This window comes from Streptomyces sp. NPDC012935, assembly GCF_042900345.1.
Taxonomy (GTDB): Bacteria; Actinomycetota; Actinomycetes; order Streptomycetales; family Streptomycetaceae; genus Streptomyces.
Map to the genome: position 1 here is coordinate 177,917 of NZ_JBIBBC010000018.1, position 18,846 is coordinate 196,762.

Genomic DNA, 18,846 nt, shown 5'->3' on the forward strand with positions numbered 1-18,846 from the left:
CGATGCCAGCGACACTGCCCGCGCCATCGACGGCTCAGCGCGATATCCCCGCGCCCGGCCTAGCGGTCTCGATCTGGTGAGGCGACGGCAGACTTCAATCGAGGCGTGACGGCAGCTGCGGTGCGGATCTGGACCAGGCTCGGGGGGGGGAATGTCAGGTCGGTGGCGGCCGCGGTCGAGGGCATGACCGGCGCCCGGCTGAAGGCACAGCAGTACCGAGACTCGCACCGGCCGGGCACGGTGGGTGACATGGTCGGCCTTCTTGCTGAGGATCGCGGTGACTCTGGCCGCAGACATTTCCGGGGCACCGGTTTTGGAAGGGCAACCCGTCCTCGTCGCCTGATGGCCCCTGTCGCATGCTGCTCTCGGTCAAGCTTCTCGTGCATCATTCAACGTCCCGCGTCAGCCGAGACGTTCGGAAGCGGCTGCACATCGGAGCTGCTCGATCGAGAGAACTCACCGCATTGGTGGGAGAGATCGACACCAACGGGCCGGACGTATCTGGATCGAGCGCCGCGCGAAGCGGATGCAGCGGGCACAGTCCGGCTGAGGGAAGGAGCCGGCAGGTTCTTGGTCTGCTGGCGGGGCAGGGGAAACGCAACGCTGACCCTGCGTACATACGGACCATGGAAGTCGCAGGGGCACCGGCAGAGTAGATGCCGAGGGCACAGGAAAGCCTCCAGAGCCTGACCGGGCTGAACCGGGCATAAGGAGGCAAGCCTGCGGGCACCCACCCTCAGCTATGGGGTGTCCGTGATGCTCAACCCAGCGTGCGTGAGCAGATGGTGAAGAGATCGGCACAGACAATCCTGGATCGTTCCTTGGCGATTCAACCAGCGTTGAGCGCTGCACGTTTGTGCGCGGGTTGCTTCGAATGTGCGTGAACCTTGTGGAGATCCACCATCCGTCGAGCCTTCGGGTCACATCAAGAGATTGATCTGCTCGCGACAAGTCGGCACTCTCCTGAGCAGCGCAGCGCTGCCGTTCGAACGCAAATCCCCCCACTTCACGAGGAGACCCCTCTTGACGGCGCATCACAAACGCTCAGGCAAGGCCAAGATCGTCACCGCGATCGCGGCTGTCGCAACCGTCGTCGGTACCGGCCTTTACGTATCCCCCATTGCCCAGGCGGGACAGCCCGCGGAGGGCACGGTCTACGGTCTGAATGCCGAAGGAGCCGTGGCCGGCAGCTACATAGTCCTCCTGGACCAGAAGGCGTCCACGGCCGAGAAGCGGGACCTGGCCAACGAGTACGGCGGCAAGATCGGCCGGACCTACGGTTCGGCGGTCAACGGCTTCTCCGCCGGCAGTCTGACCGAGACGGAGGCCAAGCGTCTCGCGGCCGACCCCGCGGTGTCCAAGGTGGTCCAGAACAAGAAGTTCCACATCAATGCCACCCAGGACAACCCGCCGTCCTGGGGCCTGGACCGTGTCGACCAGACGGACACGGCCGCCGACGGCAAGTACACCTACCCGGACAAGGCCGGGGAAGGCGTGACCGCGTACGTCATCGACACCGGCGTACGCATCAGCCATAAGGACTTCGAGGGCCGCGCCGCCCACGGGTTCGACGCCATCGACAACGACGACAAGGCCGACGACGGCAACGGCCACGGCACCCATGTGGCAGGAACCATCGCTGGTGCCTCCCATGGTGTTGCCAAGAAGGCCAAGATCGTCGCGGTCCGTGTGCTCGACGACAACGGCTCTGGCACCACAGAGCAGGTCGTCGCCGGCATCGACTGGGTGACCAAGAACCACCAGGGCTCCTCGGTGGCCAACATGAGCCTTGGCGGCGGCGCAGATCCCGCTCTCGACGAGGCGGTCAAGAAGGCCATCGCTTCGGGCGTCACCTTCGCGGTCGCCGCCGGCAACGAGTCGGCCGACGCGGGCCAGGGTTCACCGGCCCGGGTCTCCGAGGCCATCACGGTCGCGTCCAGCACCAAGGACGACGCCCAGTCCGACTTCTCCAACTTCGGCTCGATCGTGGACCTGTACGCGCCGGGCTCGGACATCACCTCCGACTGGAACGACAGCGACCAGGGGACCAAGACGATCTCCGGCACCTCCATGGCCGCACCCCACGTCGCTGGAGCCGCCGCCGTCTATCTGGCCGGTCACCCGGACGCCACTCCCGCTCAGATCGCCACCGCGCTCGCCGGCGGCGCGACCGGCGACAAGATCACCAACCCGAGCAGCGGAACGCCCAACAAGCTGCTGAAGGTGACCGAGTAGAGCCACACAGGACATCGGGCCCGGCGGTGCCGCCGCGCGTGCGCAGCGGCACCGCCGGGCCGCGTCGTGGTCGGACCCAGGTCGTGGTCCCCAAGCGGGTCAGGCAGGTGACGCGGTGCCCCGCGCCGGACGTGGACCTCAACGCGGAGAGGGTCCAGAAGTCGGATGCCACGACGGTAATGTCGAGCCCCCGGCCGCGCCCGGACCAGGCGAGGGCTTGGCCAAGGTTGCCCGCGCTGGGGGCACCACGGCTCGCGGGCCATGCATGGTCGGCGAGTTGGCTCGCGACCACCTCGGTGCCGCGGGCCTGATGTCGCAGTACCCCGGTGCCCCGAAGGGCAGACCCAGGAGTCGTGGCTGCGACAGGAGTGCCTCAAGGGTCTGGCCATGCGCTACGGCTCCCTGATCCCCGCCAAAGTGATGGCGCGCTTCGAGACCGAGATGAAAGTCATCGGCCCGACAGGGTTCTCCTCGTACTTCCTGGTCGTCGCGGATATCTGCCGGTACGCCTGAGGCTCGCATTTCGCGTGTCCCTTTCCCATTGACGGTGGCCTTGGTCTGGCCCAAGGGACAGCGAATTGAGACGACCCTTGCCTGATCGTTCGCGTGTAGTTTTGCTGATCCGCTCTCCACGTGTTCAGCGAGTCCGGGCTCCGCTCCCGAGCCCTGCGATGCACGGGGGCATGTCCGGTGTGGTTGCGACGTCTCACGAAGGTTTCGCCGGACGTCCTGCACGGGTTGCTCAGCGCGAGTAGTCCGCGAGAGTGAGCAACAGATGGGCCGATTCCGGACGCACGTGGTCGGAGTGGGCCCCAGCCGGGCTGAGGCGGCGACCGCGGATGTACACATCGGAGGCGTCGACGTTCACGAAGTGGTGGTCCAGCGCGTTGAGCGGATACCGCTCGTCAAGCGGCAGCAGACGTGTGGTGAACATGGGCACGGGCGCTGGGCCGATCCCGGAGTGCCCAATGCCGTGCTGCCGCTCCGCCTGCAGGTGCCAGAACCCGTTCGCCCGGTCGTGGCGGGAGTACGTGGCGACGATGGGTCCCCTCAGTGGGGCGCCGTCGTGCCGGCCACTTGGCAGGATGCACGGGAAGAGCGAGAGGAAAGCGTCGCGCCGTGCAGCCATCTGGAACAGCAGCATGCTGTCCACTGTGAAGGGGCGGCTCGGTGAACGGCCCGCCGTGCTCCAGCCGAGTGTGTCCGCACGCTGCGGGTCCGCCGACCACTGCACCGCCTCGCACAGGAACCGGCAGCCGAAGGAGTGTCCGACGAGGTGGAGGTACTGCCCGTCGCGGTTGGCCAGTACCGGTGCCGCCCCGGGGTCGGCGCGCTCCGCGTCCAGGTAGCCGAGGAGCCGGCCCAGGATGTGGGCGGCGTGTCCGTCACCGTTGCGCGCACCCATTGCGTGCGCCCGGTCCCTGATTTTGCGGTAGCCGGAAGAGGTGATCGGGCTGGAGGACGGCCATCGCACCACAACGCACCACGGTCTGAAGCCCTGGTCGGCCAGGGCGGGATACCTGTCCGGGGCTGCCGCCAGGTTGGCGTGTGCCAGGTTCAGCAGCCGTTCGGCAGCGCGGTGGGCGGAGCTGGAGGACGTCTGCCAGCCGTGCACGTAAACGAAGATGTCCGTCGCCCAGGCGGGCGGGGCGAGGCGCTCCGTGAAGTAGTTGCGCAGCCAGTGGTCAGGCACTGGCTCACCGGTGCTGACGTCAAGTAACCAACCGCTCTCGTCCAGGTCAACAGCCTCGACGACCGCAACGGACCGGCTCACGCGTCACCTCCGCTTGTCAGTTCCAGACGGGAGTCCAACCCGCCGTGCAGCCCGTAGGTGAAGCCCAGCGGGTTGCGGTATCGGGCCGCGAAGTGCCGGGCCAGCTCGTGCACGATCCTGCCGGCGGTCGACTCGCCGCGCAGGTAGCGCCTGACGAACTCAAGCGCGTACTCGGCGGCGAACGCCTGCGGCATCGCGATATGCGGCCCCAGCACGCCCTGCGCACCGTGCTCGATGAGCATGCGCCCCAGGAACGCACGGTCCGCGCTCGCCCCGGAGACTCCGGCATGGCAGGCGTTGAGCAGAACGAGCGGTCGGAAGCTGCTGTGCCGGTGGCGTGCCCGCAGCTCGCGTACGGTGTGGCCGTCGAAGGAGGCGCCATCCGTGAGTCTGATTACCAGGACGTGGGGTTCGGGTTCGTTGCCGATGAACTCGCCGTGGCACCAGAAGTACATCAACTGCTCGTCCAGATGCGGATTCCGGAAATCGCGGACGAGTTCCTCGTACGTGGTGCGCACGGTGCACGCCGTGCCCTCCGTCAGTACCTTCGCGACTTCGTCAGCCCGGGTCGCGCTGCCCACGCGGACGTCGTGGTTCAGGCTGACGGCGGGCCGCTGCTGTGCAGCACGGGGCGGGCCGATCCACGCATAGGCGTCGCCCGTGTGCTCAATCTGATGGCGGTAACCGAGGAAGCGGGCGAAGAGTGCACTGAGGGTCGTTGCGGACGCGGTGGGTTCCTCGCCGGTGCAGAGCATCGGCCAGGGGAGCTGCAGATCGGAGTCGAACCGTACCCGTAGCCCCTCCCTGGACAAGGCCGAGCGGAGAAAGGAGCGGAACATCTCGATCCGCACATCGTCGCCGCGTAGCAGGGTGTCGAACAGCAGGGACTCGCCGCTGCGGGCCAGATCGGCCACCACCGTGCGCAGCTCGTCCTCCTGTTCGCCGCTGAGATCTGCGGCCACCGCGTACGGGCGCCGCCGATCCCGCAGGGCCCTGCGTTGGCCGTCGACCGGCTGGAAGTCGACGAACCGCTCCTTCCAGCGAGCGCATAGCCGGGCCGCCGCTCCGTGGACCTCATCTGGCCGGGCGATCAGGTCGGCCTTGTGCTCTGTCCCCACGAGCGCGGGAACAGACGCGCCCGTCATTCGAGCACGGATCCGGCCGCCGCCGAGGACGTCGAAACTGACGCGAAGATCGGGCGGCTCAGTCTCCAGATGCGGCAGAAAGCGGAATCCATCGCTGGGATCCTGGACAACACGGGTGGTCAATGAGCGCGGCACGTGGTCAGAACCTTCCCCTGCGAGGCAACAGCGGTTTCGTCCCTGCCCCCAGGGGATCGGCAGCCGCGACGTCCAGGTCCGTCTCCACTTGCTGCAGGGCGACACCAGTGTCGTGGTGCAGAAAGGTGAACCGGATGCGGTGCGTGCCAGGCTCCGCGGCCATGACACGGAACTGGGCGGATTCGGTGTTTTCCGGGTCGTACAGCACCGTGGCCGGCACAACGTCCGCACTGCTCAGCGGCAGGGCCACGATGTCCAACGGGGGACGGGCACCCGGGCGGGCCCAAGGATGCCCGGCCTCGGCCACCAGCTGCACGGTCAGGCGTACGGGGGTCCCGGCGCTGGGGTCGTCGTCCACGAGGGTCAGTTGAGCCCGGCATCGTGGTGGCGCCCCGGTGTGCACCTGGAAGGCGGCGCGGCGGACGGCCTTGGCGAGGGCGGGGTCGGGGTGTGCGGCGGCGAGTGCGACGAGGACCTGCACGGTTCGGGGGTGGCCGACCGCGCGCACCTCGTCGAGCAGGGCGGGGATGGTCGGCTGCACCGCGGACTCCAGGTGCCGCACGAGCATCGGGGCCTCGCCGTGGTCGGCGACGGCGGCGGCGGTGTCGACCCACAGCCAGGTGGCCTCGTCCCGGGTGAGGACCTCGAGCGCGTCCTCGGGGTCGATGCCGTCGTATTCGGCGAGCCACAGCAAGGCGTACGGCCGTAGGGCTGGCTGGTCGAGGACGGCGCGCACGTCGGGCTCGGCGGGGGCGCCGACGACGCGCAGCGCCTCGAAGGCGAGGCCACGCAGGAGGGCGTCGTCGCCGCGGGCAGCGCCGATCAGCTCGGTGACGGCGCTGCCCACCGGGCGGGCGGCGAGCCAGGCGCGGTATTCGCTGCGGGCCGCGTTGGGGCGCAGGTGGGCGCAGCCGCGGAGCATGGCTTCGGCGGACTGCTCGATGTTCCCGGCGGGACTCTGCGCGGCGACGCAGATCTGTTCCAGCTTGACCCATACCGCCCAGCTGCCGAGCGGGGTGAGCGTGGCCTGGCCGTCGCCGTAGGTGAGGGCGCCGACGGAGGCGAGGGCCTGCAGGGCCCAGTCGAGGAGCGGGGCGAGGGGCGTGTCCTCGGCGGCCGTGGCTTCGGTGGCCACGGCTTCGGCGACCGGCACGGGCTGCGGACCGTATGGAATCTCGCAGCGCTCGGTGCGCAGCTCGGTGACCCGCTGCTCTAGGAGGTCGAGGAGTTGCGGAACGGGAACGGGCCCGGCGGACAGTTGCAGGAAGGAGAGCACCTGGGGCATGGCCGCGACAACGTCAGCCGCGGCACCGTGCTCATCCTGGTTGGGTTCCGGGTGGGCGAGCGACCAGGCGTCGAACAGGGCGACCCAGCCGCGCAGTACGGCGCTGTCGTCGCGGTCCCAGGCGCGCAGCCGCCAGCCGGGGCGGGCGACGGCGCCGTGCACCTCGACGAGGCCGGCGAGACGGGCGGTGTCCCAGTCGGCTCGGACCTGAGCGATGGTCAGGCCGAGGCCCTGGGCCGCGCGTTCGGCGGTCGCGTCGGAGAGGGTGCCCTTGCCGTCGGGGCTCGCGCCGTCGCGGCCGGGGCGCAGCGCCGCGTCGACCCAGTGGGCGACGCGGGCCGCCGCGGCCAGGCCGGAGCGCGCCATTCTGGCCAGTTCTGCGGGGGTCGGTGTGCCCTCCGGGGGGCGGGGTGCGGGGCGGCGGGAGCGCCGCTGGTTCAAAGCTCGTGGGGCGGCGGCCAGGGGTTGCGGGCGGACGAGTCGAAGCAGGGAGCCACGCGGGTCACGGGACGTCACCGAATCAGTTTCCCCGGTCAGGCCCCAGAACCCAAGCCGGAGCCCGTCAGGCTACTGCCACAAAGTCCATTCAACCGGCAACGCAGATAGCGGACTTGAGCACAGTTGACATCGGCGTAGGCCGTGTGGAGCCCACATGTTTAGGGTCGAGGCTGACAGCTCATCGAGGCATGATGGGTGGCAGAACAGGCACTTCGAGCGATGAGCTCGGGTGGATCCGGTACCAAATGGGGGACCGGCTGCGTCGGCGGGAGGGCTTGGCGCAGACTGCGTCTGCACGGAAACGGGTGGGCGATCATGGTCCAAGTTCGCCTGCCCAAAGCGCCCATGGCTGCCTCCGTTGAGCGGGATGGAAGCCGTTGGAGGCAAGCGGTGGGGCTGAGGTACCCGAGACATTCGCGGTCAGGACTCAGGCACGCAGGATCTGTTCGACCAGTGCCAAAGGCTCCGGAAGGCTCTTGGCGAAGACGCCCCACTCGGCGCAGCGGACTGGGCACGGACACTTCTGGCTACAGAGATCGTCTTCGTTAGCGACCTCGCCGAGTCGGGCGTCGACTGGTCAACGACCACGGGGCGCGACGATGCGGAGACGATCAGGATGCTGCGGGTGATCCAGCGGAAGCTGGCCCGGACTGCCAGTCGCTACTACGGAAAGCGACCGAGCGAGTAACGAAGAGCACCACTCGGTCAGCTTCCACGACTCGAAGATCACTCGACCGCTTCACTGTGGCTGCACCCGGGGCAACGAGAAGATCGTGGTGCGAGCTCTAACAGTGCAGCTCAGTACCGCGTACAGGTAACGGTGCACATCGCACAGCACATCACCACGTGCAGATCCGAGGCGGTGAGGGCGGGTTCGGGGCTTTCCACATCGCAGCACCATGGAGACGGCGATCTCCGACGGATACCGTTGGCGATTTTGACGGCGCTTCCTCCATCTATCACGAACGAGACTTCCGCAAAGTCTGGGTCGTTTGAGAGCGCTGGCCACTGGCGCTCTCAAACAACCTGGCAACCGCGCAGGTCAGCAGCCCACCACACGCCAGACGCAGTGCGACAGGACAATGCAGGTCGCGCCCGTACCTCGTTCGCGTTGAAAACGCCGACGCCCGGAAGGCCAAGCGGCCGCGCCGGGAACAGCCGGTCCGGCGGCACGGTTGCATCGACCGAGGGACCCGGCGCCGCACGGGCGGGGCACACGGAGACCAGAGAGTCGTCCGCCCCACCAGGAACCGGGCCCCAGGAGCGGTACGCCCGCCACGCCGTCGGACCAAGACGTATTTCTGCAGGAGGACTGTTTTATGACTGACCGGCCCTTGACGCTCATGGCAGTACACGCCCACCCCGACGACGAGGCCACCGGAACCGGAGGGGTCCTCGCGCGATACGCGGCGGAAGGCATCCGCACGGTTCTCGTGACGTGTACCGACGGCGGTTGCGGTGACGGACCGGGGGGTGTCAAGCCGGGCGACCCCGGGCACGATCCGGCGGCGGTCGCCCTGATGCGCCGTCAAGAACTCGAGGCCAGCTGTGACGTCCTGAAGGTCAGCGATCTGGAGATGCTGAACTATGCCGACTCCGGGATGATGGGCTGGCCGAGCAACGACGCCCCCGGATCCTTCTGGCAGACCCCCGTGGACGAAGGCGCGGCCCGACTCGCAGAACTCATGCGGCACTACCGACCTGATGTGGTCGTCACCTACGACGAGAACGGCTTCTACGGCCACCCCGATCACATCCAGGCCCACCGCATCACGATGGCGGCGCTGGACATGACCGCGCTGACACCGAAGGTGTACTGGACCACGATGCCCCGCTCGGGGATGCAGCGGTTCGGCGAGATCATGCGCGAGTTTCATCCGGACATGCCGGAGCCGGATCCTGCCGAGGCCGCCGCGATGGCCGAGATCGGCCTCCCCGACGATGAGATCACCACGTGGGTGGACACCACCGCGTTCAGCGGTCAGAAGTTCGACGCGCTGGCCGCGCACGCCAGTCAGGGCGAGAACATCTTCTTCCTCAAGATGGGCAAGGAGAGGTTCGGCGAGTTGATGGGCATGGAGACCTTCGTACGTGTCCAGGACGCCACCGGCGCGGCCGTACCCGAGAACGATCTCTTCGCCGGACTGCGCTGATCCACCCATCCGGAGCGGAGCTCGGGAAAGCTCATCTTCCGCACGGCGCTATCGAGCGCGTCGCACACTCGGAGACTTATCCACGCGGGTTCCGCTCCGGCAGCCCGCGACCAGGTCGGCAGGCCTCGCCGACGGCGTCGATGCGTGCCCGCACTGCCGACTCGGAAGGAGCGCGAGAGCTCAGGTCACCAGCCCGACGGTCTGCTCCGATCAAGACAGACCGCCGAGGAAATGACACAAAGCTGAGACTACGTTGTCCGACACGCAGTGAGACTGCGGAAGAAACTGCAGGTCACGAGGGATAGCCGGTCCGCGGCATCGGCTGCGCGGGCGACGGGTTCGAGCGCGAGCAGCGGCCCGAGTCGCTGGACGACACGGTGCACCGTGGAGGAGGAGATGCCGCACAGCGGGCCCAGTTGCCGCATAGTCAGGTTCGTGCGGTAGTAGACGGCCACCAGCTGCACCCGCTCGGCCAGCGGCAGGGACCACGGACGCCCCCGCAATGTGCCATTGCCACCTCGCTCGCGCACGACCTTCAAGAAGCGTGCAAACTGCGTCACCTGCAGCCCCGTGAATGTCTCCACCCACACCCGCTCAGCCCTTAACACCCCGGCCATACACAGAAGATGCCCAGCTCAGAGCCTTGGGCAACACGCTTTGGATGACGAAGAGAAGGGTGGGCCGCCGGACGCTTCCGACGGCGTTGCCGGACACGTCCCGGCCCAGCCGGTAGCCGGCCGATCTGCTGGGCAACGGGAAGCGTCGCTCCTGCACGAGCATCAGGGCATGCCCTGCTCGGTCTTCGGCGACCGCGGTCCTCGTGTGCCCGAGTGACCGCGGGCGCGCGGAGGTCGCTGGGTTCGCGGACCTGCTCGGCCTTCAACCGCCGGCCCCCTGGTACGCACCCTGCTTGGAGGTCACGCACAGCGCTTCGGTGAAGAGGTCCCATGGCACGCCATCGGCCGGGCCGTCCTCGATCGCCCTCAGCTGCCCAGCATCGGCCCGCTCGCGCAGGTACTGCCACAACTTCGTGCGCAACACTGCGGCCTTGCCCACCACATTGCCCAGGCTGTCCTTCGGCTGCTTCAACTTGCCGGCGCACGTCCGCGCGTGGTCCAGCACGAGGAACAACTCCTCCGAAGCGGGGAACCGCTCGAACGTCGGATCTCCGCCCAACTCGCGCAGTCCCGCAGCCGGTTCACGATCGGACCGGCCTTGATCTCCCCCAGGCGGATCGGCTGGCGCTTTTGAAGAGGCCTCGCGTCAGCCTTCGAGTGGACGAAGCTGCGACTTGGGTACTGAAATCTCCCATGCAGGGGTCGGGGCCGCCGTACAGCATCCTCGTACGTCTCCAGACAGGCGATGGGCGCCGCCGGATCCCGCAGCGCGAGCAGCCTGAGCTCCTTCACCCGCTGCCACTCATCAGCCCGCACAGGACGTATCTCATAGCTCATTCGGCGATCGTCACCGCAGGTCAACATGCATCACAGGCATTTCTGATTACCCACAGCCCGCTATTGAACCTTCAACCCGATAACGGCGTAAGAAGTTCGTAAGACGGACGACCACCCTGCGGCGGTGCCGCGAACTGTAGCGTCGTTAACTCGGAGGCGGCTCCCTTCAGTTGGGGGTATGAAGTCGCTTTGGGCATCGCTTGGACGAAGGGAATGTACGGGAATGGCAAACACCAAGAACGGCGAAATACCACGACCAGAGCGGGCGAAGCGAGCGCTGGTGTCCATGTGCGCCATGGCGGCCGCGGCAGGCATCCTGATCGGCGCACCGGCGGCGCAGGCCGACGACCTGAGCCAGTCCAGGGAGCACGCGTCCGGGGACGTTCCCACCCTCCGGTTCGAAGGCACCTTCACCGTGGGCCCTGGCGGGAACCTGGTCGCGGGCAACTGCTTCACCGGGGGCCCCAACTCCACCGCCACCTTCGGCCTCGAGCCGAGAGACTGCGGTGTCGAGCGTGCCGTCTACAACGCCTCGGGCGGCGCGTTCCACGCCAATGCGCAGCTCCACGCCTACCTCGGGAACCAGATCAATCTCCGCGGGGGCACGGTCTATCTGGGTGGGGGCATCTTCGAGGGCAACAACATCGCTGCCGACAAGATCGTCATCCTCGGGGACGCGATCCTCGTGGGCAACAACAACTTCGACGGCGAGGTCGTGGTCGAGAATCCCGACTCGGTAGCCGGCGAGGTGTACGTCGACCGAGTACTTCGCGAGGACGTCAACTACACCCACGCCCGCCTCTACGAGTACCAGCGGACCGCCGCGTGGTTCCTGTCAGAGGCCAACTTCAACCGTCTCGACAATGAAGGGGAGCTCGGCGGCAGCGCTCCGGACGGCCGGGTCGGCATCCACAATGTCGTTGCTGCCGCAGCCGGCAACGACTTGCACGCCGAGTATGCCCGCCACCTCTCCAATACCGACTTCGCTCTGTTCAGCGCCATCGAGACGGTGAACGGACCACGCGACCCTGAAGAGGGCACCCGCTCGATCCGCCGCGAGGACTTCCAGCGCTTCCACGACCAGATCGTGGAGTGCCGGCGGGAGATGGAGCGCGCGCTCCCCTCGGGTAACGGCGCGGCCCTGGCCGCGGCGTTCAACTGCGCACGGCGCAACGCCTCGGAGAGCATGCGCTTCGACGACGTGAGCGACCGCCTGACCGACATCATGCGCTGACCCGGAACGCAAAAGGTCTCAACCCTCGGACGATGTCTGGGGGTTGAGGCTTAGATGTCATCTCATTTGGGTCGGTAGGCTGGCGGCCGTGGCCTCGATCGTTGAGCGGCTGGTGCCGGATGAGTTGTGGGAGCTGTTCCAGCGGGTGGTCCCGGAGGCTCCGTCGCGGCCCCAGGGTGGCGGCCGGCGCCGGCACGGCGACCGGGAGGTGCCGGCTGCAATCGTGTTCGTGGCCACGTCGGGCTGTGGCAGCAGTTGCCGTCCGCGTCGTTCGGGCCGTCTGGAGCGACCGCTCACCGGCGCTTTGCCGAGTGGTCGAAGGCCAGGGTGTGGGCCAACTCCACCGCCTGGTCCTCGACGACCTCGGCGCCCGCGGCGAGCTGGACTGGTCCCGCTGCGCGATCGACTCGGTGAACATGCGGGCCTGAAATGGGACCTAACAGGTCAGAATCCTGTCGACCGGGGCAAGTACGGCTCGAAGATCCACTTGATCACCGAGCGGACCGGTCTGCCCTGTCCGTCGGAATCTCGAGCGCGAACCTCCGCGACAGCCAGGCGCTGATCCCGCTCGTGAAGGGCATGCCGCCAATACGCTCCCGGCGCGGACGCCGGCGGCGCAAACCCGGAAAGCTCCACGCCGACAGGGACACGAATACGACCACCTGCGGCGATGGTCACGCGGGCTCGGCATCAGGCACCGCATCGCCCGCAAGGGCATCGAGCCCTCGACCCGCCTGGGCCGCCGCCGCTGGACCATAGAACGCACGATGCCCTGGCTCGCCGGATGCCGACGATTGCACCGCCGCTACGAGCGCAAGGCCGGGCACTTCCTGTTAGGGGGGCCTTCGCGATGGCGCGGGCGGTGATGCCCTTGGAGGCGCGGGCGGAGGCGGCGGACAGTTCGGCGGCGCCGGGCTCGAGATACCAGGGGCACAGGTCGAGCACGGCCGCGCGCATGCCGGTGGCGCACGCGAGCGCGGTGCCCTTGGGCAGCGCGCGGATGGCGTCGGCGGCCAGGATGCGTTCCTGTCGCATGGACACGGAGGTGGACTTGCCGGACTCCGAGGTTGAGGTGGAGGTCGTCTCCACGTCGTGGTCGCCGATCAGGCGAGAGAGCTTGTCGGCGAAGTCCGGGTCATCGATACCGGAGCCGATGACCTTGATGGTGGAGGCGGACCACATGGCATCCATGCCCGCATCGCCCCAGACTTTCTGTCCCTGCCGGTAGGACTGCAGGTGACAGATGAGGGGGTCGGGCGGGTGAGTGAGACACCGATGAGCACCCTGCAATACCGGTTTGACGGGCCAGAAGACGCCCCAGTCCTGATCCTCGTTCCCTCACTGGGTACCACATGGCACAGGATGTAGATCGCGTCGTGTGCGGTCCAGGTGGTCCACGCGAGGCGTATACGCGCAGGTCAAGGTCTTGTGGTCGGGGAGTGTCGACCCTGTTCGTGAGACGTGCGTGAGAGCGCTGGTGATACGGCAAAGCACCGCCGGGATGGCCTGGCGAATCCTCTGTGCGCGGTGGGTTACGACGGCGCGCAGCGTCCAGGGCTGGCTGTTGAGCGCGCGACCGGCTTGGGCCGGTACCTGACCCAGTGGCCCGTCGCCCGGGAGGTGAGTTCGTGGACGTTCACGCTTTCGACACCGACGGGATGCGGTAGCTGTCCAGCGGGGGGCGCAAGCACGACTCCATCGAGACTGCCGCGGTGATCGCTGGTTCATCACAGCACCACCGACCAGGTACGAGCTCGTCAGCGCCAGGCCAGTCGCTCGTGTTCGGTGGCGTCCCCTCGGAGGGACTTGCTTCCTGCAGGGTCTCGGGCGAGCTGGTCGTGAGGGAGCGTGCGGCCATATCGGCGCATTGGACGGCCCGACGTGGCAACCCGCCGCTGACGCAAGCCCTCGGACGGTCAGTGGGGGGGCCGTGATGTAGCGCCGGCACGCCGGGACGAACTGCTGGGGACGCCTTCTGGCGGCGATCGTGCGGACAGCCGCGTAGGTGACTTCTGCCCCGGCGGTCCGGGGTGCGGCTGACGACACCGCTCTTTCGAAACATCGCACCCGAGTGAAGCAATATCTGTTCCCGCGAAGTGAGAGTTTGACGGATCATGCAGGAAGAGTTTTTGCTGCAATGGACGGAGTGGAATTATGTAATGTGCGCAGGCCGTTCCGGCGTGCTACTGTCGATCTCAGTTGCAGTTGTGGTTCCCAAAAACTTCGAGTGCCCCCGTCCCGGCTTCAGTCGGTCGGGAGCACTTTTGTAAATCCGGTCATTTTCCGGGCGGGGTAATCATCGCGGCGACATGGTGTCCGTACGGTGCGGATTCCGATGTACTGCCCCAAAGGAGATATGACATGGCTGCTGGTACCGTGAAGTGGTTCAACGCGGAAAAGGGCTTCGGCTTCATCGAGCAGGACGGTGGTGGCGCGGACGTGTTCGCCCACTACTCGAACATTGCCGCGCAGGGCTTCCGTGAACTGCTCGAAGGTCAGAAGGTCAACTTCGACATCGCGCAGGGCCAGAAGGGCCCGACGGCCGAGAACATCGTTCCCGCCTGACGCTCACGCACAATCCGTAGCTGGGGCCCGCATCCTTCGGGGTGCGGGCCCCAGCTGCACGCTCTCCCGCAGCGGTTTCACCCGCGGGACGACGTGGAGGAATCCGCAGTCCAACCATGCGCAGGTGCTCCTTCAGGATCCAGGCGGATCCTGAAGAGCTGCACCCCAGCCGAGGCTCGGATCTCAAGTCCCCACCGTGTCACTCATTTCAGTATCTGCGCTCCCGGAGATTTTCTCCAGCCAGATCTGCGTTCTTTTGCCGCTGGTCCATACTCGTAATTCTCCATGCCGCTCATCGCTGCGGGAATTCCTTGATATGTGCCACATCGAGGAAGGTTCCGCATGAACCACACATACACGAACGACCGCCCCGCCCGCACCCGTAAGGGCAGCGCCGACGCCGGCAGGGGCGGCAGCCGCTTCGGCTCGCAGGCACCGCGCCGTTCGGGCGGGTCGGGTTCCGGCGGTTACGGCCGCCGACCCGCCGCAGTGCAGGGTGAGTTCGCCCTCCCCAAAACGATCACCCCCGCGCTGCCCGCCGTTGAGGGCTTCGCCGATCTCGCCATGCCCGAACAACTTCTGGCCGAACTCGGCAAGCAGGGTGTGACCGCACCGTTCCCGATCCAGGCAGCGACGCTGCCGAACTCCTTGGCGGGCCGTGACGTCCTGGGCCGTGGGCGCACCGGTTCCGGCAAGACCCTCGCCTTCGGTCTCGCCCTGCTCGCCCGCACCGCTGGACAGCGTGCTGAGCCCCGTCAGCCGCTGGGATTGATCCTCGTACCGACGCGTGAGTTGGCGCAGCAGGTGACCGACGCGCTCACGCCGTACGCCCGTTCCGTCAAGCTGCGGCTGGCCACGGTGGTGGGCGGGATGTCCATCGGCAAGCAGGCCGGCGCGCTGCGCGGCGGGGCTGAGGTCGTCGTCGCGACGCCCGGACGGCTCAAGGACCTCATCGACCGTGGCGACTGCCGGCTGAACCACGTGGGCATCACGGTGCTGGACGAGGCCGACCAGATGGCCGACATGGGCTTCATGCCCCAAGTCACCGCGCTGCTCGACCAGGTCCGCCCCGAGGGGCAGCGCATGCTGTTCTCCGCCACCTTGGACCGAAACGTCGACCTGCTGGTGCGCCGCTATCTGACCGACCCCGTCGTGCATTCGGTCGACCCGTCGGCCGGTGCGGTCACGACGATGGAGCACCACGTCCTGCACGTCCACGGCGCCGACAAGCACGCCGCCACGACCGAGATCGCCGCCCGCGACGGACGCGTGATCATGTTCCTGGACACCAAGCACGCCGTCGACCGGCTGACCCAGGACCTGCTCAACAGCGGGGTACGCGCCGCCGCACTGCACGGCGGCAAGTCGCAGCCGCAACGCACCCGCACGCTGACGCAGTTCAGGACGGGGCACGTCACCGTGCTGGTGGCAACCAATGTCGCTGCGCGCGGCATCCACGTCGACAACCTCGACCTCGTCGTCAACGTCGATCCGCCGACCGACCACAAGGACTACCTCCACCGCGGCGGCCGTACCGCCCGCGCAGGCGAGTCCGGCAGTGTCGTCACGCTCGTCACACCGCACCAGCGCCGAGGCATGGTCCGCCTCATGTCGGACGCCGGAATCCGGCCGCAGACCACCCAGGTCCGTTCGGGAGACGAGGCCCTGAGCCGGATCACCGGTGCCCAGGCCCCGTCCGGCATCCCGGTCGTCATCACCGCACCGGTGGTCGAACGCCCCAAGCGCAGCACCTCCTCCCGAGGCCGCCGCCGGCCCTCCTCGGGGGCCCGGCGCGGCCCGGTACGCAAGTCCGTCTTCGACGCGGCGGCCTAGAACCTTCGTGATCAGGAAGCTGACCCATCTCTGCAGGAGGCACCTTTTGACGCTGATTCAGACGCAGTCCCGCTCGGCGGACGTCAACCCCGTGCACAGGACGGCGGTGGAGGTCGTGGACGCGGCCGGACCGCAGGTCAGTGACGACATGAGTATCGAGGTGGCGCTCGCCGTCATGGCCGCCGCACGCACGGGCCGACTGGCCGTCTGCGACCAGGACGACCAGCACATCGGTCTGGTGACCCGAACCGACCTCACCGCCGTTCGCGACAGCGGTGCTCGCACGGACCGCGTCCGCCTGCGCGACATCCTCGGCGACCACGGATCGTTCACCTCACGCCTGACCACGATGGGCGAAGCCGAGCACGCGATGCGCTCCCGTCGGCTCGGTGCCCTGCGAGTCGCGGACGAGCAAGGCAGCGCCCCGGGCATCCTTACCCTCTCCGGCTGAACCGCCTCATCCCTGGTCGGAACGTTCTTCCCTTTCTCTCTGTGAGGCCACATGCGCTGTGTCATCGCCCGCTTCCCCTTCGAGCTCACCAAGGGCGGCGTGCTGGAATCGATGAAGGGCGTCAAGCCCGAACCGGTCACCGGTGAATCGGTGATCATCGGCCGCCGTCACTACCCCGTCAAGCAGGTCGGCCAGGTCATCACCCGCCAGGACCGCCGTGACTTCAGTGCCGCCGAAGTCCTGCGGGCCATGGCTCAGCTCGGCTTTACCTGCCGCGCCGTCCCCAAGGCCGCGCCCCTGGGCATTCTCAGCCCGATGCAGCACGCCTCCTCGATGCTCGGCACCGCCGTATCCGTCTGACCGGGGGAACCAGGCACGAGCCGACACCTGAACAGCAGTGTGGGCCCTACCGGTACGCCGGTCGGGCCCACACTGCGTGCAGCCGGTTCCCGTCGCCGTCGCTCGGTGGTCGGAATAGCTGAAGTCGCCCACGGTCCAGGCGCTGGCGTCCTCGATCGCAACCCAGTACATCCCGGTCTCCGGGATCCCCTCCGTGCCCTGGCAGGATCCGGGCGACATGGAAGTGCAGATGCGGGGGCGGCCCGTCCTTCTTCGCGGGGGAGTCGAGGACGGCGGCGAACTCGCCCAAGCGGGCGGAATCCGTCAGCACATCCGACACCCTCTTCCTCCGCATGGCCGCGAGAGCCAGTCGACCGGTCATGACAGCGCCACTGGTGACCACGGTCAGTTGCTCTGATTGCTGTGGTCGGACTCCACCAGGGCGGCGACGTCAACGAGCAGCTCGTCAGGCTGTGACATGAGGCGGACCATGTTCGCCGGCCATCCGGATGCTTGAGCGGTGACGCTCGCACGCAAGGCAGGCGCTCACGGTCTTGCCGCCGGAGGCCCGCCGGGTGACCGGCGTGGTGTGGGCGAGGCGGTTGACCATGTGTCGGCCGAAGCCCCCGGTGCCGCCGTTCAGGTCAGGGGTGCGCATGCGCGGCGCATGCCGACTGCCGTCGTGGACAGCCACCTCGATGGCGTCGGGGTGCGCAGTCAGTTCCAGTGTGCAGTGGCCCCGCCGTGGCGCAGGGCATTGGTGACGAGCTCGGACATGACCCAGGACAACAGCGTCTGCTGTGTCAGGGGCCGCGGCCGGCTGCCGCAAACCTTCGAGGAAGGCCCGTGCCGTATCGCGTGCCTCGGCAACGGCCCTTGGTGGAACGGACGGCTGCGGCGTCGGCAATCCGTGATCATCAGGTCACCCTGGTCTCTGGTTCATCCATGCCCTGCTCGTGCGTACCCAACCCGTGTGGCCCGCCCCCCCTCAGAGCCCAGTACTTGCCTCGACGCATGACGGCACCTGCTGCCGTGAGCCCGTGTCTCGGCGGCCCACGGTCTGCTCGAGCCGGGGGCGGTGCCGGTCCGGGCAAGCGGTCCGTTCACGGCGATGCCACTCGCTGGGCGAGCGCGAGAGAGACGGCGGGACGATATTCGTCATGCACTGAGGTGGTAGCAGGAGCGTCGACCCGCGGATCGTGGCGCCCGCATGCACACGTCCACGAACTACTCGACTATCCCGGGATCGTCGAGGGCGGCGCAGACCCTCGCGCCGCGCCCGTCCACGGCCGACCTGCGCGGCGTCACGGCTGGAAGCGCCTGTCCCTGGACCTGCTTGAACCAGCCATGAACCGGTCGAGGGGGATTACCTCGTCTTCGAGCGCCCGGAAATCTACTCTAGCTGGAGTAGACATTGGGTAGCGGTGTGGTTATGGTTTCTCTCGTAGCCGAGATCGAGCGAGGCCCGGCAGAGATGAACTGCCGGGCAGCAGTACCGCAGTTGCAGTTCGCAGGGCGGTGCGGTGGTGGAGTACCGAAGCCAGGGTTGGTGCAGGACGGCGACGGGACTGACGACCGGACCGGGTGGCCCGCAGTGATCAGGGGCCGCCGTGAGCAGGACCGCTGTTGACGCGGTGGCAGTACCCGTAAGTGCAGTTCGCAGTATCCAGCAGTGAAGTCAGTGAGCAGCACCTCGGTGAAGGCGTCGGCTGCGGACGCGCGCACCGGGAAGTTCGGCAGTGGGG

11 protein-coding genes and 9 pseudogenes are annotated in these 18,846 nt (G+C 67.6%); 10 read left to right on the forward strand and 10 right to left on the reverse strand.

Annotated elements, in window-relative coordinates:
* The first annotated feature begins 1,023 nt into the window (after window positions 1–1,023).
* Window positions 1,024–2,235: a S8 family peptidase gene (locus tag ACFY5C_RS33665; protein WP_389451634.1), complete on the forward strand. Its 1,212-nt coding sequence runs from the start codon at window positions 1,024–1,026 to the stop codon at window positions 2,233–2,235.
* Window positions 2,236–2,374: 139 nt separating this feature from the next.
* Here the strand turns inward: ACFY5C_RS33665 and ACFY5C_RS33670 are convergent.
* Window positions 2,375–2,545 (reverse strand): annotated as a pseudogene (locus ACFY5C_RS33670) (threonine dehydratase); the annotation flags it as partial.
* Between the two features lie 77 nt (window positions 2,546–2,622).
* Between ACFY5C_RS33670 and ACFY5C_RS33675 the strand changes: the two are divergent.
* Entirely contained in the window at window positions 2,623–2,748 is a 126-nt protein-coding gene (locus ACFY5C_RS33675; RefSeq protein ID WP_389451637.1) for a hypothetical protein, read from the forward strand.
* Between the two features lie 229 nt (window positions 2,749–2,977).
* Here the strand turns inward: ACFY5C_RS33675 and ACFY5C_RS33680 are convergent, their stop codons facing one another.
* The 3 genes and pseudogenes from ACFY5C_RS33680 to ACFY5C_RS33690 all read right to left on the reverse strand — a co-directional run.
* Window positions 2,978–4,009, reverse strand: a complete 1,032-nt coding sequence (locus tag ACFY5C_RS33680) for a hypothetical protein (protein ID WP_389451639.1) — start codon at window positions 4,007–4,009, stop codon at window positions 2,978–2,980.
* Entirely contained in the window at window positions 4,006–5,394 is a 1,389-nt protein-coding gene (locus ACFY5C_RS33685) for a CHAT domain-containing protein (protein WP_389451642.1), read from the reverse strand. Before ACFY5C_RS33685 ends, ACFY5C_RS33680 begins: the two co-directional genes overlap by 4 nt.
* 286 nt (window positions 5,395–5,680) lie before the next feature.
* A pseudogene (locus ACFY5C_RS33690) lies at window positions 5,681–7,090 on the reverse strand (hypothetical protein); the annotation flags it as partial.
* A gap of 1,301 nt (window positions 7,091–8,391) precedes the next feature.
* Here ACFY5C_RS33690 and ACFY5C_RS33695 point away from each other — a divergent pair.
* Window positions 8,392–9,225: a PIG-L family deacetylase gene (locus ACFY5C_RS33695; RefSeq protein WP_389451645.1), complete on the forward strand. Its 834-nt coding sequence runs from the start codon at window positions 8,392–8,394 to the stop codon at window positions 9,223–9,225.
* A gap of 326 nt (window positions 9,226–9,551) precedes the next feature.
* On the opposite strand, the pseudogene ACFY5C_RS33700 reads toward ACFY5C_RS33695, so the two are convergent.
* The 3 genes and pseudogenes from ACFY5C_RS33700 to ACFY5C_RS33710 form a co-directional block, all read right to left on the reverse strand.
* A pseudogene (locus ACFY5C_RS33700) lies at window positions 9,552–9,842 on the reverse strand (transposase family protein); the annotation flags it as partial.
* A 262-nt stretch (window positions 9,843–10,104) separates the two neighbouring features.
* On the reverse strand, window positions 10,105–10,347 hold the full coding sequence (locus ACFY5C_RS33705) for a hypothetical protein (protein WP_389451648.1): 243 nt from the start codon (window positions 10,345–10,347) through the stop codon (window positions 10,105–10,107).
* 200 nt (window positions 10,348–10,547) lie between these two features.
* Window positions 10,548–10,679 (reverse strand): annotated as a pseudogene (locus ACFY5C_RS33710) (GNAT family N-acetyltransferase); the annotation flags it as partial.
* Between the two features lie 223 nt (window positions 10,680–10,902).
* Between ACFY5C_RS33710 and ACFY5C_RS33715 the strand changes: the two are divergent.
* Together ACFY5C_RS33715 and ACFY5C_RS33720 are read left to right on the forward strand one after the other, a co-directional pair.
* Window positions 10,903–11,913, forward strand: a complete 1,011-nt coding sequence (locus ACFY5C_RS33715) for a hypothetical protein (protein WP_389451650.1) — start codon at window positions 10,903–10,905, stop codon at window positions 11,911–11,913.
* 88 nt (window positions 11,914–12,001) lie between these two features.
* Window positions 12,002–12,779, forward strand: a pseudogene (locus tag ACFY5C_RS33720) (IS5 family transposase).
* Here ACFY5C_RS33720 and ACFY5C_RS33725 read toward each other — a convergent pair.
* Window positions 12,754–13,149: pseudogene (locus tag ACFY5C_RS33725) on the reverse strand (TraM recognition domain-containing protein); the annotation flags it as partial. The pseudogenes ACFY5C_RS33720 and ACFY5C_RS33725 sit on opposite strands and share 26 nt — an antisense overlap.
* Before the next feature lie 24 nt (window positions 13,150–13,173).
* On the opposite strand from ACFY5C_RS33725, the pseudogene ACFY5C_RS33730 reads away from it, so the two are divergent.
* The 5 genes and pseudogenes from ACFY5C_RS33730 to ACFY5C_RS33750 form a co-directional block, all read left to right on the forward strand.
* A pseudogene (locus tag ACFY5C_RS33730) lies at window positions 13,174–13,272 on the forward strand (3-oxoadipate enol-lactone hydrolase); the annotation flags it as partial.
* A 1,002-nt stretch (window positions 13,273–14,274) separates the two neighbouring features.
* Window positions 14,275–14,478: a cold-shock protein gene (locus tag ACFY5C_RS33735; RefSeq protein ID WP_003973099.1), complete on the forward strand. Its 204-nt coding sequence runs from the start codon at window positions 14,275–14,277 to the stop codon at window positions 14,476–14,478.
* A gap of 342 nt (window positions 14,479–14,820) precedes the next feature.
* On the forward strand, window positions 14,821–16,311 hold the full coding sequence (locus tag ACFY5C_RS33740) for a DEAD/DEAH box helicase (RefSeq protein ID WP_389451652.1): 1,491 nt from the start codon (window positions 14,821–14,823) through the stop codon (window positions 16,309–16,311).
* Between the two features lie 46 nt (window positions 16,312–16,357).
* Complete coding sequence (locus ACFY5C_RS33745; protein WP_389451654.1) at window positions 16,358–16,762, forward strand: CBS domain-containing protein; 405 nt, start codon at window positions 16,358–16,360, stop codon at window positions 16,760–16,762.
* A gap of 51 nt (window positions 16,763–16,813) precedes the next feature.
* The gene (locus ACFY5C_RS33750; RefSeq protein ID WP_389451656.1) at window positions 16,814–17,122 is read left to right on the forward strand and encodes an SCO5918 family protein; all 309 of its coding nucleotides are present in this window, start codon (window positions 16,814–16,816) and stop codon (window positions 17,120–17,122) included.
* Window positions 17,123–17,227: 105 nt separating this feature from the next.
* Here the strand turns inward: ACFY5C_RS33750 and ACFY5C_RS33755 are convergent.
* A pseudogene (locus ACFY5C_RS33755) lies at window positions 17,228–17,581 on the reverse strand (hypothetical protein); the annotation flags it as partial.
* A gap of 52 nt (window positions 17,582–17,633) precedes the next feature.
* Window positions 17,634–18,008 (reverse strand): annotated as a pseudogene (locus ACFY5C_RS33760) (ATP-binding protein); the annotation flags it as partial.
* Window positions 18,009–18,846 lie beyond the last annotated feature (838 nt).